We start from the raw sequence: 14,757 nt of genomic DNA, 5'->3' as shown, positions 1-14,757 counted from the left end.
TTGACCACCATCCACCTCGATGGAAAGAGGCTGGAGACCGGCGAGGGCAGCACGCTTGCCTCGATCCTTTCCGATCACGAGAAGGGCTGTTGCGTGGCGATCATCCGCCCGGCTATTAAAGAACAGGCCAAAACCAGCAGCCTTGCGATCACCACGACGGCGGGTGAGGTCACGATTGAAGTCCAGGGGCAGGCCGCAGTTTTTCTGGAATCCCCCGGCATCGTCGAACAGCTCAAGCTCCACTGGACGGACCGGTACGCAACCGCGTTCGGGCCCTTTCCTTCCGGCATCCACCCGCAGCGCAAACCCCATCTCTATGATCGCGGGGACGTTATTCTCGGGTGCGGGGGGTATGAACCGGCTCGCTCCTACCTCATCTTCTCCCGGGTCCGGCATGCCGCAGACCACGGGGCCGATGAGAGTGGCGGAGTGATAGGAACGATCGTGAGCGGCAGGGCCGTGCTCGACCGCTTTTCCCCCGGGGACCGGATCACCAGGATCGAACCGGTCATCAGCTGGGCTGATACGAGCCGCTCGTTCACCACAACGGACATGAGCCTTGTGCTGGAAGACGGGATGCAGGTGGTAACCCGCGTCCGGATCATGGCACAGGGATATAGTCCTGAAAAAATCACTACCGAAGCGGCCGGCAGTGTTGAGCATATGCTGCTTGCACTCCACGCAGGAAAGTATACGGTCGGGCGGGCCACAAGCACCCATATCCTCGACCAGCGGCTGGCAGGAACCGAGGATGTGCCCAGGGAGTTCCGCCGCCCCCGCCGGGAGGGGACCGTGACCGTGCGGGCCACCGGAAAAACCGCGGGCGGGGTCTATATCTACCGGTCAGATGTTCCCGCAAGCCTCGTGCACAGCGTAGTCGGGCAGGTGGTGCAGGGCATCGAACTGGTAAAACTCGCCAAAGAACACGATGTTTTTGCCGTCAGCGTGGAACCGTCACGCATCGACCTGCTGGGCCTTCCGTTCAATAAAGTACAGGAGATCGCTGCGGCCCGGGGCGTGACGCTTACTGCCGATAAACAGGAGGCCGGGCGGATCGTGGTGTCCCAGGAACCGGGCACCACCCTGGATGTGCTCAATGAACGGGCAGTAAAAGTGACAACGGCACCGCTGGAGAAGGTGATCGATATCGCGCTCGATGATGCGGCTGCACCTCTCAGCTGCGATGTGTTCCGCCGGGTTACCGGGCTGCACCAGCACGATGCCGGCATGATGCCGGTCTTTTTCAAGTTCGATGACGTAGTACTCTTCAGGCCGATCATCCCTGCGGGCCTGAAGATCAACCCGGAAAATACCCCAAAGGACGAAGCGGAGGCAGCTGCGCTTGCCATCACCAACGATTCCCGGAAAGGTACCGGGCTTGTCGGGGTTCGCCTCTCGGCCAGCAAAGAATTCGGCCCCACTTCGGAACCATTTGAAGGGACCAATATCATCGGGCGCGTGATCGATACGGACAAGCTCAAAAAAGTGCGGGAGAAAGAGACCGTGTATATCCGTGAGGTGAAGCCGTGACACCATATACCCCCGTCCATGTTGGCAGCGTAACGAAATACGTCGTAATAGAATCGTTTGATCTCACACCGGCTGACCTTGCGATCCGCGCCTACGAGATCTCAAAAGGGGCGATGATCAAAGAGACCTGTTTCGGTCTTGTCATCAACGGGAGGGAAGACGAAGTCAACCGGATCATTGCCGGGCTGCGGAAGATCGATCCCGACCATATCTTTGTGAAAGACCGGGGCTTTCCTCCCGGCGATCCCCGCCGGTGCCGGGCAAATCTCGGCGGGGCCCGCCCCGGGTATAACGGCATGGAGTACGAGATGACGATCATTCCCTACATCTCGCACGGGCTTGAAGAACTCAACAAAAAAGATGCAACAGCCGTTCCTCCGCCGGCAAATCCGCTGGAACACCCGTTGCTCGATATCTCCCGGCTCAAAAAACTGATCGATGCACAGGAGTCCTGAAATGGTAAAAGTATTCATCTACCCTGCAACGAGCCTGATTCTCTCAGATATGGTGGCACGCTTCGGGCACACCCCCTTATCGTCTGCTACCGCCATCCGCGAACGCGTCCAGACGGCAGGACTTGAATCCCCCCCGCTCCAGATCACTCCTGAAGAGCCCAAGAAAGGGCTGAAGTGGGCGGCAGTCGAAGTCCCCGCCGGGGTGAGGGGCCGGATGTCGCTCTACGGGCCGATGATCGAGGCGGCCGGGGCAGCGATCATCATCAACGATGCCGATCTCGCGTTCGGGTGCATGGGATGTGCCCGGACCAACGAGCTGGTCAAGTTCCTCCTCCACCAGAAGGATATGCCCCGGCTCGAACTGAACTACCCGAAGAATGAGGATGAGGGCGTGAAATTCGTGGCTGCGATCAAGCGGTTCTTAACGGAACTGGGGGCTGCGAAATGACGCAGCCGGTACGGATTGCCCAGCTCTCCTGCGGGCCGGAATATTCCGGTATCCAGCACGAGATCGACGAAGCTGCCCGGGAAGTCGGCGGCGAGATCTTCTACCCGGATGTTGCCTTAAAAGACATCCGCCGCGATTTTGAAAAATTCGGGCTGGATGTCAGGAGCCCGGACTTAAAACTCGCGATCGCCCGGGCGATTGCGCTCGTGGAGGGGCGGGTGGAAGCCGACGCGGTCTTCATCGCCACCTGCTTCCGGTGTGCAGAAGCGGCCATTGTCCGGAACGAACTCCGGCGCTACATCAACGAGCACTCCCGGCTCCCGGTGGTCAGTTACTCGTTTACCGAGCGGACGACCGCCGGAACCCTCCTCACCCGGATGGAGGCCCTCACCACCATTGCCCGGCGCCGTGCCCTGCTCGCCCGGGAGACCCAGAGCGGCCTCACGCTCGGCCTTGACTCGGGATCTGCCACGACAAAAGCGGTCGTGATGCGGGACAACAAGATCATTGGCACGGGCTGGCAGCCCACAACCGAAGTCCTGAAAAGTGCCCGGGACGTAATCGCCCACGCCCTTGCCGAAGCGGGGGTTACCCGCGAGGAGATCCAGGCTGTCGGGACAACGGGATACGGCCGGTTTCTCGTGGGAAAAGATATCAACGCGGATCTCATTCAGGAAGAACTGACGGTCAACTCCAAAGGGGCAGTCTATCTCGCGGATCGCCAGCATGGCCCGGCCACCGTGATCGATATCGGCGGTATGGACAACAAGGCGATCTCGGTGATGGACGGTATCCCCGGGGTTTTCACGATGGGCGGGATCTGTGCCGGGGCAAGCGGCCGGTTCCTTGAGATGACCGCAAAGCGGCTCGGTGTCGATATCACCGAGCTCGGCCCGCTCTCCATGAAGGGCATGGGCGGGCGCGTGCCGATGAACAGTTACTGTATCGTCTTTGGCACGCAGAGCCTGGTCAATGCCCTTGCAGCCGGCAGCACCCGCGAGGATGTGGCGGCGGCGGCCTGTCACAGTGTGGCCGAGCAGGTCTTCGAGCAGCAGCTGCAGGAAGTGGATATCAAGGAGCCGGTGATCATGGTCGGGGGCACGTCGCTCATCGAAGGCCTCGTCTTTGCCATGGGTGAACTCCTCCAGACAAAGATTGTCGTGCCGCCCTACTCGCAGTATATCGGTGCCGTGGGATCTGCACTCCTTGCATCAGGATTCATACAGGACGATTAGATGCTCGCCGTTGAGTACTTTGAAGTGGAATGCCCCGAGCCGGTGGGCGCCGGGTACTACAAGCAGATCACCAACGACGTCCTGCTCGACCACAACCTCCTCAAGGTGATCGAGAAGATCCACGTCTACATCGACCCGAAGATCCCGGTCTTTATTGCCGTCGGCGTACTCAAGCCGATCACGACGGTTGTCCGCGTGGGGGATATCGCGAACATCAACCCGCAGGACAGCAAGATGACGCTCGTTATCACGGACGAGACCTACCTCGCGTCGATGCTGAAGATATTCTGGGAGCGGTTTGGCAAGGACAAGGTCGAGCAGCCGGACCGGTTCACGGTTGTCCTCTACGATGCCAGGGCAGATCCCAGGGAACTCGAACAGGTCGTGATCGGTCATCCCGGCGAATCGGTAAACCGGGATCTCATCTACGCCCTCCGGTGCGTGGCACCGGAAGGCTTCCGGCTCCGGAGCGAGCGTTTCGAGAACGGAAAGTTCTCGTTTGTTGCGAGCGAGAACACGCTTGCCGAGAATATCGACGAACTGGTGAAGGCGAAGTTTGCCCTGATGGGAGAGACGCCATGACGCTGGTTCCCGTCACCTACAAGGGCGGCATCTACCAGCACGATATCGTGATCGACCTCATCGAAGACCTCGGGGGCTACGTGGTCCAGAAGCACGTGCTCGCCCAGGAAGTGGTGCTCCAGTGCTTTGTGCCCAGGGACGATATCGAGCTGATCCGGGAGATCTCCCGCCCGATCTTCGGTGAAGTGACCGATTCACCGCTGGTCGGAACCGAGATTGCGATCGTCAGCATGAGCCTGGAGATCCATCACCTCCCCCACCCGTCCTGCGACATCGCCGAGTACGTACGCCGCATCGGGGCCAAGAGCAACATGGTGAGCCTTGCCCGGGGGCCCGGCAAAAGGATCACCGGGCTCAATGACGAGGAGCGGGACGTGATCAACGAGCACGACATCGCCGTCTACCTGATGGGTAACTTCGAGAACTGCATTGAGCACAAGATGCCCATTCTCCTGCGGGGGATAGAAGTGCCGGTCGTGGTCTGCGGCGGCCCGGACAAGGGGACGCTGGTACGGATCGTCGACCCCCCGGTCGAAGGATACGTGGGCGGAGTCGGGCGGTTCATGCGCAGGACCAAGGAGGCCGACCAGCTGGACAAGCTGGACGAGATCATCGCCGAGATCACCCGGGTGCTGGAGAAGAAACGCGAAGATATTGCAAAAGACCCGCTCTCGGTATCCCCTGCCCGGCTCATGAACCTGATCCGGGAGAAGATACCGGCGATCCTTGACGTGACCTCCCCCACCCCGCTCACGGTCCAGATGGCCGGGCTCCGGGTGAAACTGCCCTACGATACGTTTGCACCGGAACTCCGGCGGATGGAGATCGAAGACGGGATCACGCTGGGGGATGTGGCAGAGATTGTGCCCTCGCGGATGCGGGACTATATCCTTGTCAAAGTCCTGCCCTTCTCCGAGACCAACACGGTGATATGATGGCAAAAAAGGTATCAGCACAATCAACCAGGGAACAGTTCGAGGACAAACTCGCGCTCATCGTAAAGCAGGGCGCTGATGTCACGGCGGACGAGTGGCTGAAGGCAATCGAGGTGGAATACGGGAAAGTTCCGCTGGTCTTCAGGCGGATGGGCGAGCGTCCCGAAGTGCTCATCTCCCACCTGCTCTACAAGGGGACCGTGGCCCAGACCAGCCCGCTCGATCCCAAGTACGTGGAACTGATCAGCATGGCAGTGGGGGCGGCCCTCAAGTGCCCGCACTGTACCGGGTATCACATGCAGGCAGCGATGCGGATGGGGGCCACCCGCGAGGAAGTGCTCGAAGTGATTCTCCTGTCGGGCATGATCTCGAACTCGTCGGTGCTTGCCAACGCTTATAGGATCATCGACGACAAGCTGGAGAAGTGCATACCGTGCGAGACGAAGGGTGTGGAGCGGGGGGCTGCGAAGAAGGCGGCGGCCGGGAAGGTTCCGGCTAAGAAGAAGCCGGTGGGGAAAGCGGTGCCGGTGAAGAAGAGGAAGTAGTGCCCAATTTAAAACTTTTTTGTTTATTCTGGTAATTGTCAGTATTCGTTTCCGGGAAATCCCCTCCAGCCAAAGGGTCATTTTTTCAAAAAAGGTGAGGCTCTGAAAAAAAATCAAAGTCTGGTTAAAATTTTTTAATCAAGATCCGAATGAAAATTTTTAGGCAGAGTGTGGTCGAAAAAATAAAATCAAAGTCTGGTTGAAATTTTTTGATCAAGATCCGATTTGAAAATTTTAGGCAGAGTATGGTTGAAAAAATAAAATCAAAGTCTGGCTGGAATTTTTCAAGCAAAGTCTGATTGATCCGTAAATGATTTTCAATCGCGATCGCGTACCTGTTTGAAAATTTTTGAGCACGGTCTGGTTGATCCGGCTGATCGACCGGATGGACTGTTTGGGTCAGATGCCGGAGCGGGTTCACGTCGGAGGTGATGAGCGGTTTTTCTCCCTTCCGGTTGAAATAATCAAAAACGGACCGCGTTTTTTTATTTCCAGGCAGAGTCTGGTTGATCTGCGAATGATTTTCAAACAGGGGCTGGGGGGTTGATTGAAATTTTTTGAGCATGGTCTGATGTATTTTTTTTAAGCAAGGTGTGGTTGAAAATCAAAATTCAAAGTGTGATTGAAAATTTTTGGGTGAAGTCTGATTATTTTTTTTTTCAAGCAGAGTCTGGTTGAAAAAATAAAATCAAAGTCTGGTTGAAATTTTTGGGCAAGGTCTGGTTAAAATTCCCCACAAACACTTTCCCCAGTACTATCTGCGTCAACCGCCACTCAGGAAATAACACCCGGGCCAGTCTGAAGAAGTTATACGCGATAATCGCAGAGAAGGCAAAGAAATAAAAAAACACATCGAGCGGTACGGGACCTTTCCAAAAAGAGAGCCAGAGCAGAATGTACCCGATCATGGCAAAGGAAAAAACGATTAAGAAGAGATAGGACAGCACCTCCCCCGCCCCCCAAACGCGCCTCAATCCAGCCCCCGATTCCCCCATACTTGCCAAAATAACTGTACCTATGTCCCTCGGTTTCAGACCCTGTTGTTAACCCCAACAAAACGATTCCACGATTATTTTCACCCCACGGTAATACACTATAAAAGGCCAAACATCCGGTTAAGACTAAGGAAGCGATGGCGGTGAACTATTGAGCGATAACCCAGTTCCGGAACCGGTGACTCGTTCCCGGATCCTCTTTTACCAGTCCGAAAACGGGACAAGCCGTATTGAGGTACGACTCGAAGAAGGAACAGTATGGCTCACGCAGGCACTCATCGCAGATCTGTACCAGACGACCGTACCGAATATCAGTATCCATATAAAGAACATTTTTACTGAGAACGAACTTGACCGAAATTCAGTTGTTAAGGAATACTTAACAACTGCAGCTGATGAGAAGAATTACCGTACTCTTTACTATAACCTCGACATGATCCTCGCCATCGGCTACCGCGTCCGTTCCCACCGAGGCACGCAGTTCCGCAGGTGGGCAACCGAACGGCTGAGCGAATACCTCATCAAAGGATTCGTACTTGATGACGAGCGGCTCAGGGAAGGGAAGAACATCGGTGCGGATTACTTCGATGAACTGCTCGAACGCATCCGGGATATCCGGGCATCCGAGAAGCGGTTCTACCAGAAGATTAAGGATATCTACACGCTTGCGATCGATTATGATCCGCACGCAGAAACAACGCTCGAATTTTTCAGGATCGTGCAGAACAAACTGCATTGGGCAATCACCGGCCATACAGCTGCGGAGATCATCGCGGAACGGGCCAACGCATCAAAACCGAATATGGGGCTCACTACTTGGAAAGGTGTCAAGGTGAGAAAGGGGGATGTTGTGGTTGCGAAAAATTATCTTGATGAAAAAGAGATCTGGCAGCTCAACCGCATCATCACCATGTATCTCGATTATGCAGAGATGCAGGCTGAACGAAAACAGCCCGTCCACATGATCGAGTGGAAAAAGAAACTGGATGCATTTCTCACATTCAATGAACGGGAAATTCTTGAGGATTCCGGGAAAATATCAATGGAAATTGCACAGCAACTTGCATTAGAAGAATATGAAAAATTTTCCCAGCGCCAGCTAGCTGAAGATCCTCCTGTTTCCGATACGGAGTTTGAGACGATTTCAAAAAAGATTGAACAAAAGAAACGCGAGAACCGGAAAAACCCGTGATTATTCTCCATTTGCCGCACCTCCATCCACCCCTCCCAAATCTGGCCCCATAAAACCGGACATCCACTACCCCGCAGCCACTACCAGGAGTCAGGAGGAAACGGCCCAAAGTAACGCAATAAGAACAAACGGGTGGGAGATTTTTCCCCACCCTACTTTTATTTCAGGTATTCATACAACGGATTCCCACAAGTGAATCGTTAAATCATCCATCACTGCAACAAATTTCGAAGTCAAAGGTATGTATAAACCGATCCGATCACCATCAGTGATCATGACATCGTCACCACGTCACACCGGGCGATACCTGCCCGGGATCATCGGCCTTTCGATCATGCTGGTACTGGTGCTGCTCGTCAGCGGGTGCACCCAGCCGGCTGCTTCACCCCCGACACCAACCCAGGTATCGGCTGCAACGCCGGCACCCACGGACATGACAACGACAACCATGGCAGCAGGAGGAAAGAGGATGGTAACCTTCACGGAGGCAGATAACGGTAAAACTGAGACCATTGCACACACTACGCGGTTTGCAATCCAGCTTGCAGAAAACCCGACCACCGGATTCCAGTGGAATGCAACCCTCTCACCCGGCCTTGAACTCCAGTCATCGGACTACCGCATGAATGATGCGGCCCCGGGCATGACCGGCGTGGGCGGGACCCGCACCTGGATTGTCATTGCAAAGGACCTTGGCGCCCGGAAATTCTCTGCATCCTACCTTCGATCTTGGGAACCGGTGACCGGTAACGAGACGGCCTATAGTGTGAACATCAACGTTGTTAAGATCTAAAGCAGCCGTAAAAAAACGGCTCTCCTTTTTTAATCAGGTCACTCCACAGAACAGGATCTCCGCCCGGTATTTCATTATCGTTTCCTCTAAAGTAATGACCAGCGCTCCCGCACATGATGGAGCGTGCCGGTAATTTCGCGGACATGGTCACCGGAAAAAAGGAGCACGAAACGACAGGAAAGACGGGGACCGGGCGAAAAACAGCCGTTCACAGAAAAATACCAACCATTTTTATCAGGGAGGGTGACATTATGATAAAGCGCACGTTCACCATACCGTGATCGACGATTATCAAACGGGGAGTTTTTCAAAATGGCAGAGAAAGAAACGATTTCTATCTCATCGGATCCTGCTTTTTTGCAGGAGCTTTCAGAATACCTAGAAGTGCTCTCCAACCCGGTACGCTTAAAAATACTCAAAGTGATCGAGAAAGAGCCAAAAGAGATCAGTGAGATCGCGTCCCGCATTGATACCAGTTATGCCAACACCAAAAAACACATCGATCAGCTTGTTCATATCGGCCTGGTGAAAAAGGAGGCGGGTTTTGGCCGGGAGACGGTAAAGGGCATCCACCCGGTCTGGAAGTTTTCTCTTGCCGAAGGGAGCATGGAGATGCTGATCAAGAACCTGGGGGTTTTTTCACGCATCAATATCCCCATGGGATATGGTGAGATCCAGGGAACGCTCGAATCGGTGCGAATGGCAGTTCTCAGGGAATCCGGTTCAGATTATCCGGCACTCCATCTCATGGCAGGGAAAGGGGCAGGTCATACGTACCTTCTCAAAAAAGAGCGGGCAGTCATCGGCAGGATTGACAAGGACAACCCGGCAAAGCTCAGCGAAGGGGACATTGCCCTTCCCGAAGAGTACGTATCGGTGACCAGGATCACAAAACCCCATGCTATCGTGACAAAGACCGTAACCGGGTGGCTGATTGAGGACCGGGGCAGCTCCGGCGGGACCTACCTGAACTCTGAACTCATCGCACCGATGCACAAAACAAACCTGAAAAACGGGGACGTCATCGATCTTGCCATGGGTGAAGATGCTGCACGGTTCCTGTTCATCGCAAACGAGTGAGGGCGGATGGCAGCTCGGGCAGGTCTGGATCTCCGAAGGAGTGTATTACCGGCAGCGGGCGGAATCCGGTTAATTGTAATATTCATCCTCCTGTTCCTCTTTATCCTGCCGGCATCGGCAAACGTATTTACGTATGACGGGAAAGGAGATGCCCGTGCGATTCAGGACCTGATTAATACCACAAGTAACGGTGACAGTATCTATCTTGCAGGCGGGACCTATCACGAGAATCTCCTGATTAACCGGGCGATTGTGTTCGGTGCCCTGGACACGAACAACCCGCCGGAGATTGTCTCTTCCAGGGCATCCGATGCCGGGATCACCCTTGCATCGGATGGCATAACGCTCAACGGGGTAATCATCTCCGGGACAGCCCCGCATGGGCTCCTTGTACAATCGAGCAATAACCGGATCAGTGCAATTACTGTCAGGGGGTTTGACACAGGTATCAGCCTGAAATCAGCACTAGGTAACATTTTTTCCGGTAATACGGTTGTGAATAATTCTGTGGGTATCAATGCGGATCGCACCACGCATTCCAATATCTTTTACCTGAATTATCTCGATAATCCCCTACAGGTAAACACGCAATCTGCTGATAATGTCTGGTCATCGGGTCAGCAGAGCTACCGTTACTCGGGAAGCGAATTTTCCGGTTCGGTGGGAAATTTCTGGAAAGGGTTTGAGAGCACTGACCGTAATAACGACGGCATATGGGATACCCCCTACACCATAACGAGTTCTGTTTCCCGGCTGAACACCGCAACGGAGATCACCGATCGTGCTCCCTTAGTCAGCATACCCGCTTCGTATACGCTGGTCAGTAGTGTAAGCCTTGTCAACACCTCTCCGTTAGAGAGGGGATTGCATCCCCCGGAATTCATCTCATCCCAGCAGCTGGGTTATCCGGCTGCCTCTCCGGGTACATCTTCCCCGGGCAGCGGGAATCCATCCGGACCGGCAAACCCGTTTATCCCCTTCCTTATACAGAACTGGTGGGCAATCCCTGTCGTTATCGTCATTTCTGTTGTTGCCGGCATCTGGTTTGAGAGAAAATGGAAACGGAGGGGGCAGACCACGGATGAAACGGATGGTGCGGGGGTTTCCTCGCGTAACGTAACCGTCGTTAAAAAGACCGTCCCCCCGGCAGCATCAACAGGACAGGACTCGCTCCATTATGCGGCCCACCTTCCACCGGCACTGGAGAAGAAATACCCGACAGCAGAATACGTTGCCGAAGGGGGGGTGTCGCGGGTGTTCCGGGCATGGGACGAGAAGGAGGGGCGGGATGTCGCCGTAAAGATCCCCATCCGCTTCGATGAAGTGACCGGGACACAGTTTACCAAAGAGCTCCATGTCTGGGAAGGGCTCCATCACAAAAACATTGTCGAGATCTATGCGGCCAATATCTTCCCGGTGCCCTATATCGAGATGGAGTATGTTGCTTCGTCCCTTGCGTCCCTTAAGTTCCCCCTTGCAACAGAAAAGGCCCTGACGATCGTCAAAGGAGCCGCCGAGGGGCTCCGTTATGCCCATGAACAGGGAATCGTCCACCGGGACATCAAGCCCGATAACATTATGATCGCACCGGATGGGACACCAAAGATCTCGGACTGGGGGCTCTCCAAAACGGAGGGAACCAAACAGTCCGGCCTGATTGGATTTTCCTTAGAATATGCGGCCCCTGAGCAACTGTCCCCGAACCTCTATGGCGAACCCGGCCCGTGGACGGACATCTACCAGCTGGGAGTACTGTTCTACGAGATGCTGGCAGGAGATGTCCCCTTCCGGGGCGGGGGTATGGGAGAAGTGACCCACGCGATCCTGCATGACGACCCCTTACCGCTGGTTCTTGAAGGACAGGACGCGGCAATGATCCGGGACATTATCGCAAAATGCATGGCCAGGAAGCCGCAGGACCGGTATGGTTCGGTATTACAATTACTCGATGACCTGAAAAAAGTCAGGTCCTGAGCGGATGGACAAAAACAATCCATCCCGGGACCTGTTCACGGTAAAAGGGGCAGAACATCTGAAAAGCCCCTTACACCAGACGTGTTCTTCCTCCGTTTCTCTACGGATTGTCCCGGCACTATGATCCGGAGGGTGGCGTGCCGGATGGCGGGGTGCCTGACGGGCGTGTTCCGTTCATCTGCATACCATCAGGTGGTGTTCCTGAGGGCCGGGTGCCATTCATCTGCACTCCCTCAGGCGGCGTTCCTTTCTGCCCGGCAGACTGGTTGAACTGCGGCTTGTCACCAGTGCCAGATTGGCCGTATGTCACTGATGACGATACTCCACCGGAATCTCCTGCCGGCCCCTGTCCAACGGTCTGTGCTTGTCCTGCGGAGGGGGTACTTCCGGTCTGGCCGGCTGCACTCCCGGTATCCTGGGTACAGCCTGCAACCAGCATTCCCGCAACGAGAATTGCTGACGCGATCAACATGATGATACTGCTTCTTTTCATCTGATTCATCTCCTGAAATTGCCGGCCCTGCATCATTAGTGCTGATAACCGGCATTTGTATCAACATCTTTTCATTCCCGGGCTCTGTTCACGTGTTCGGATGTTGATCGTGTGATTAATGTAAATTGCACCCAATAGCGCCCGAATACGAACAGAGCCTGATCGGTTCATGAACTTTTTTTAACGATTCCCTGTGGAGGGGATCATCCTGCATCCCAATAACCGTCGATTAATATATATTCGAACCATACGAGAAGTGAACTATTCCCCGGATACGGGTAATAATTGAACTTTTGCGGATCTGTTATCATCCTGCGGACAATCGGCATTCCCGGGCCAGACAATTCCATGGTAATCGGGTGCTGGTAAAAAAGAGGGGGGGCAGAAACCAGCATTATTGCGTCGATAATGTAATGTATGGTTGCGCGTTTCAGGGTATTTTCCTGATATTTTTACCCTTACTCCACACCGCTCTTGTTTTTCCGGTTCGAAATTGTTTTCTGTTTTACTTTCCGGGAGTGTTTTATCTTCGAGACAACCTTCAGGAAATAGTATTTTAATAAAACGGACATCTTGGTTTTCCGCCCCTGGGTACATTACAATTTGTTCATTCGCTCCTCAGTGCATCAATCGGGTCCATGTTCGATGCCCGCCATGCGGGGTAGACACCGGAGAGGATACAGACCATAAGACCGAACGCCATACCCACGGGGATATAGACAATACTCTCTGGGAGGAAGAAGAACTCCGTAGTGCCGATCATGTAGCTCACCACCGAGTACCCGATAATAAGGCTGCCCATTCCCCCAATTCCTGCACCCAGAATTCCCAGGATGACCGCTTCATACAGGAACATCCGGCGCACCTCACCTTTCTCGGTACCGATGGAAAGGAGGATCCCAATCTCCTGGATCCGCTCATTCACGGACATCATCATCACATTGAAGATGCTCGTGGCAGCGACCAGAAGTGAGATGCCGCCGATCGCAAGGATGAACGTAGTTATCGAAGACAGTGATGACGTGATACTGGAAATCCGGGAACTGGCATCCGATATCCTCACCGCAGGGGTTTTTTCATTGGTGTTCAATTTGGTGTCAATAGCAGTTTCCACATCCGTGATCGTACTAATATCCCTGACAATTACGTTTACCTGGCTGTAGACGTCCTTCCCGCCATACTGGTTCGTATACCAGTCACTGGAAACAATGATTGCATTATCCGTATTCACATTGTCCGAAGACATTCCCCGTTCAGCGAGGATTCCGACGACCCTGACCACCGGGCGGGACTCATCGGTATCCTTGCCGATCTTGATCCTGCTGCCGATCTTTAAATTGAAGGTTGTAGCGATGGTGGATCCAACAAGAGCATCATTTATACCTTCGATGTTTGTCCCGTTCGATATCGTGAGGAACTTTGTGATGTCATCCGGGTCGATCCCGTAGACCGAGCTCCTGCCAGGTGTGGATAAGAGGGTGAATTCGGTATTTGTCGAATATATTGGCACAATCTTACTCGTCGTTCCCGCAGCGAGTTTGATCTTATTCAGCTGCGTTTTTGTTATTCCCGTTGATGAGGATGTGGATGACGAAGAGCTGGATCCCGGCGGACCCATCCTGACCGCATCTGCGGTGATGACGATAGTATCTGCACCTGAAGAGAGCTGGTCTTTTACCTGGAGCTGCATATTGGTCCCCAGCATCCCCATAGAAGAGATTGCCACAACACCGATCACGATGCCAATCGAGGCCAGGAGAGAGCGCAGGAAATTCAGGCGAACGCTCCTGACGGAGAGATCAAAGAATATATCTTTCATGCTGCTATCCTCCCGTCTTCAAGAGTGATTGTCCGGTTCGCGTACTCCGCAATCTTCGGATCATGGGTCACAATGATGACTGTCTTTCCTTCGCGGTGAAGACTGCAGAGAATATCCATGATCTGGTACCCGGTCTTCCGGTCAAGATTGCCGGTCGGCTCATCGCAGAGCAGGATCTTCGGGTCATTGACCAGGGCCCGGGCTATTGCCACGCGCTGCTGCTGGCCACCGGAGAGCTGGGTAGGACGGTGGGCACTCATGGCCTCATCAAATCCCACGGCACTCAGCATGGCTGTGGCTTTTCCGGACTCATCCCGTTTCTTGTACTTCAGGATCAGCGGGTATTCCACGTTCTCATACGCAGAGAGCAGGGGGATCAGGTAAAATTTCTGGAAGATGTACCCAATCGTATCCCTGCGCATGTGCGTCCGTTCAAGCGCGGTTAAACCGGCCACGTTCCTTCCCGAGATATACAACTCTCCCGATGTCGGGACATCGAGGATGCCGAGCTGGTTCATCATCGTTGACTTTCCGGAACCCGAGGGTCCCATGATCGCGACAAATTCGTTCTCATCGATTTCAAGGGAGATCTGGTTGAGCGCGGTAAAGTCGCCACTTTCTAAGTGGTAGACCTTGCTGACATCCGCAAACCGGATAAGCGGGGTAGTGATCATAGCCGAT

At 54.2% G+C, this 14,757-nt stretch carries 17 protein-coding genes; 11 read left to right on the top strand and 6 right to left on the bottom strand.

Annotated elements, in window-relative coordinates; translation table 11 throughout:
* From WC593_12550 to WC593_12520, 7 genes are read left to right on the top strand one after another with little or no spacing between them, the layout of a single operon-like run.
* Window positions 1-1,530, top strand: a complete 1,530-nt coding sequence (locus WC593_12550) for a methanogenesis marker 3 protein (protein ID MFA4825974.1) — start codon at window positions 1-3, stop codon at window positions 1,528-1,530.
* Window positions 1,527-1,985, top strand: coding sequence for a methanogenesis marker 6 protein (locus WC593_12545; GenBank protein MFA4825973.1), 459 nt, complete (start codon window positions 1,527-1,529; stop codon window positions 1,983-1,985). The genes WC593_12550 and WC593_12545 overlap by 4 nt, the downstream gene beginning before the upstream one ends.
* A gap of 1 nt (window position 1,986) precedes the next feature.
* On the top strand, window positions 1,987-2,433 hold the full coding sequence (locus WC593_12540) for a methanogenesis marker 5 protein (protein ID MFA4825972.1): 447 nt from the start codon (window positions 1,987-1,989) through the stop codon (window positions 2,431-2,433).
* On the top strand, window positions 2,430-3,668 hold the full coding sequence (locus WC593_12535) for a methanogenesis marker 15 protein (GenBank protein MFA4825971.1): 1,239 nt from the start codon (window positions 2,430-2,432) through the stop codon (window positions 3,666-3,668). The genes WC593_12540 and WC593_12535 overlap by 4 nt, the downstream gene beginning before the upstream one ends.
* On the top strand, window positions 3,669-4,250 hold the full coding sequence (locus tag WC593_12530) for a methanogenesis marker 17 protein (protein MFA4825970.1): 582 nt from the start codon (window positions 3,669-3,671) through the stop codon (window positions 4,248-4,250).
* Complete coding sequence (locus tag WC593_12525; protein ID MFA4825969.1) at window positions 4,247-5,185, top strand: methanogenesis marker 7 protein; 939 nt, start codon at window positions 4,247-4,249, stop codon at window positions 5,183-5,185. The genes WC593_12530 and WC593_12525 overlap by 4 nt, the downstream gene beginning before the upstream one ends.
* Entirely contained in the window at window positions 5,185-5,730 is a 546-nt protein-coding gene (locus tag WC593_12520; protein MFA4825968.1) for a carboxymuconolactone decarboxylase family protein, read from the top strand. Before WC593_12525 ends, WC593_12520 begins: the two co-directional genes overlap by 1 nt.
* A gap of 124 nt (window positions 5,731-5,854) precedes the next feature.
* Here WC593_12520 and WC593_12515 read toward each other — a convergent pair whose 3' ends face one another.
* Complete coding sequence (locus WC593_12515) at window positions 5,855-6,295, bottom strand: hypothetical protein (protein MFA4825967.1); 441 nt, start codon at window positions 6,293-6,295, stop codon at window positions 5,855-5,857.
* 94 nt (window positions 6,296-6,389) lie between these two features.
* Entirely contained in the window at window positions 6,390-6,734 is a 345-nt protein-coding gene (locus WC593_12510) for a hypothetical protein (GenBank protein MFA4825966.1), read from the bottom strand.
* 142 nt (window positions 6,735-6,876) lie between these two features.
* On the opposite strand from WC593_12510, the gene WC593_12505 reads away from it, so the two are divergent.
* The 4 genes from WC593_12505 (at window position 6,877) to WC593_12490 (ending at window position 11,764) form a co-directional block, all read left to right on the top strand.
* Entirely contained in the window at window positions 6,877-7,917 is a 1,041-nt protein-coding gene (locus tag WC593_12505) for a virulence RhuM family protein (GenBank protein ID MFA4825965.1), read from the top strand.
* 274 nt (window positions 7,918-8,191) lie between these two features.
* Window positions 8,192-8,710 carry a protease inhibitor I42 family protein gene (locus WC593_12500; GenBank protein ID MFA4825964.1) on the top strand — a complete coding sequence of 173 codons (519 nt, stop codon included), beginning with the start codon at window positions 8,192-8,194 and terminating at the stop codon, window positions 8,708-8,710.
* A 312-nt stretch (window positions 8,711-9,022) separates the two neighbouring features.
* A complete protein-coding gene (locus WC593_12495; protein MFA4825963.1) occupies window positions 9,023-9,790 on the top strand; it encodes a helix-turn-helix domain-containing protein in 768 nt (255 codons plus the stop codon).
* Window positions 9,791-9,796: 6 nt separating this feature from the next.
* Entirely contained in the window at window positions 9,797-11,764 is a 1,968-nt protein-coding gene (locus WC593_12490) for a protein kinase (GenBank protein MFA4825962.1), read from the top strand.
* Between the two features lie 118 nt (window positions 11,765-11,882).
* Here the strand turns inward: WC593_12490 and WC593_12485 are convergent, their stop codons facing one another.
* The 4 genes from WC593_12485 to WC593_12470 form a co-directional block, all read right to left on the bottom strand.
* Window positions 11,883-12,257: a hypothetical protein gene (locus WC593_12485; protein ID MFA4825961.1), complete on the bottom strand. Its 375-nt coding sequence runs from the start codon at window positions 12,255-12,257 to the stop codon at window positions 11,883-11,885.
* 261 nt (window positions 12,258-12,518) lie between these two features.
* A complete protein-coding gene (locus tag WC593_12480) occupies window positions 12,519-12,854 on the bottom strand; it encodes a hypothetical protein (protein MFA4825960.1) in 336 nt (111 codons plus the stop codon).
* A 10-nt stretch (window positions 12,855-12,864) separates the two neighbouring features.
* Entirely contained in the window at window positions 12,865-14,076 is a 1,212-nt protein-coding gene (locus WC593_12475) for an ABC transporter permease (GenBank protein MFA4825959.1), read from the bottom strand.
* Window positions 14,073-14,750 carry an ABC transporter ATP-binding protein gene (locus tag WC593_12470; GenBank protein ID MFA4825958.1) on the bottom strand — a complete coding sequence of 226 codons (678 nt, stop codon included), beginning with the start codon at window positions 14,748-14,750 and terminating at the stop codon, window positions 14,073-14,075. Before WC593_12470 ends, WC593_12475 begins: the two co-directional genes overlap by 4 nt.
* Between the last annotated feature and the right edge of the window lie 7 nt (window positions 14,751-14,757).

It is taken from the genome of Methanoregula sp., assembly GCA_041645435.1.
Taxonomy (GTDB): domain Archaea; phylum Halobacteriota; class Methanomicrobia; order Methanomicrobiales; family Methanospirillaceae; genus Methanoregula.
This window is presented reverse-complemented; position numbering and strand designations above follow the sequence as displayed.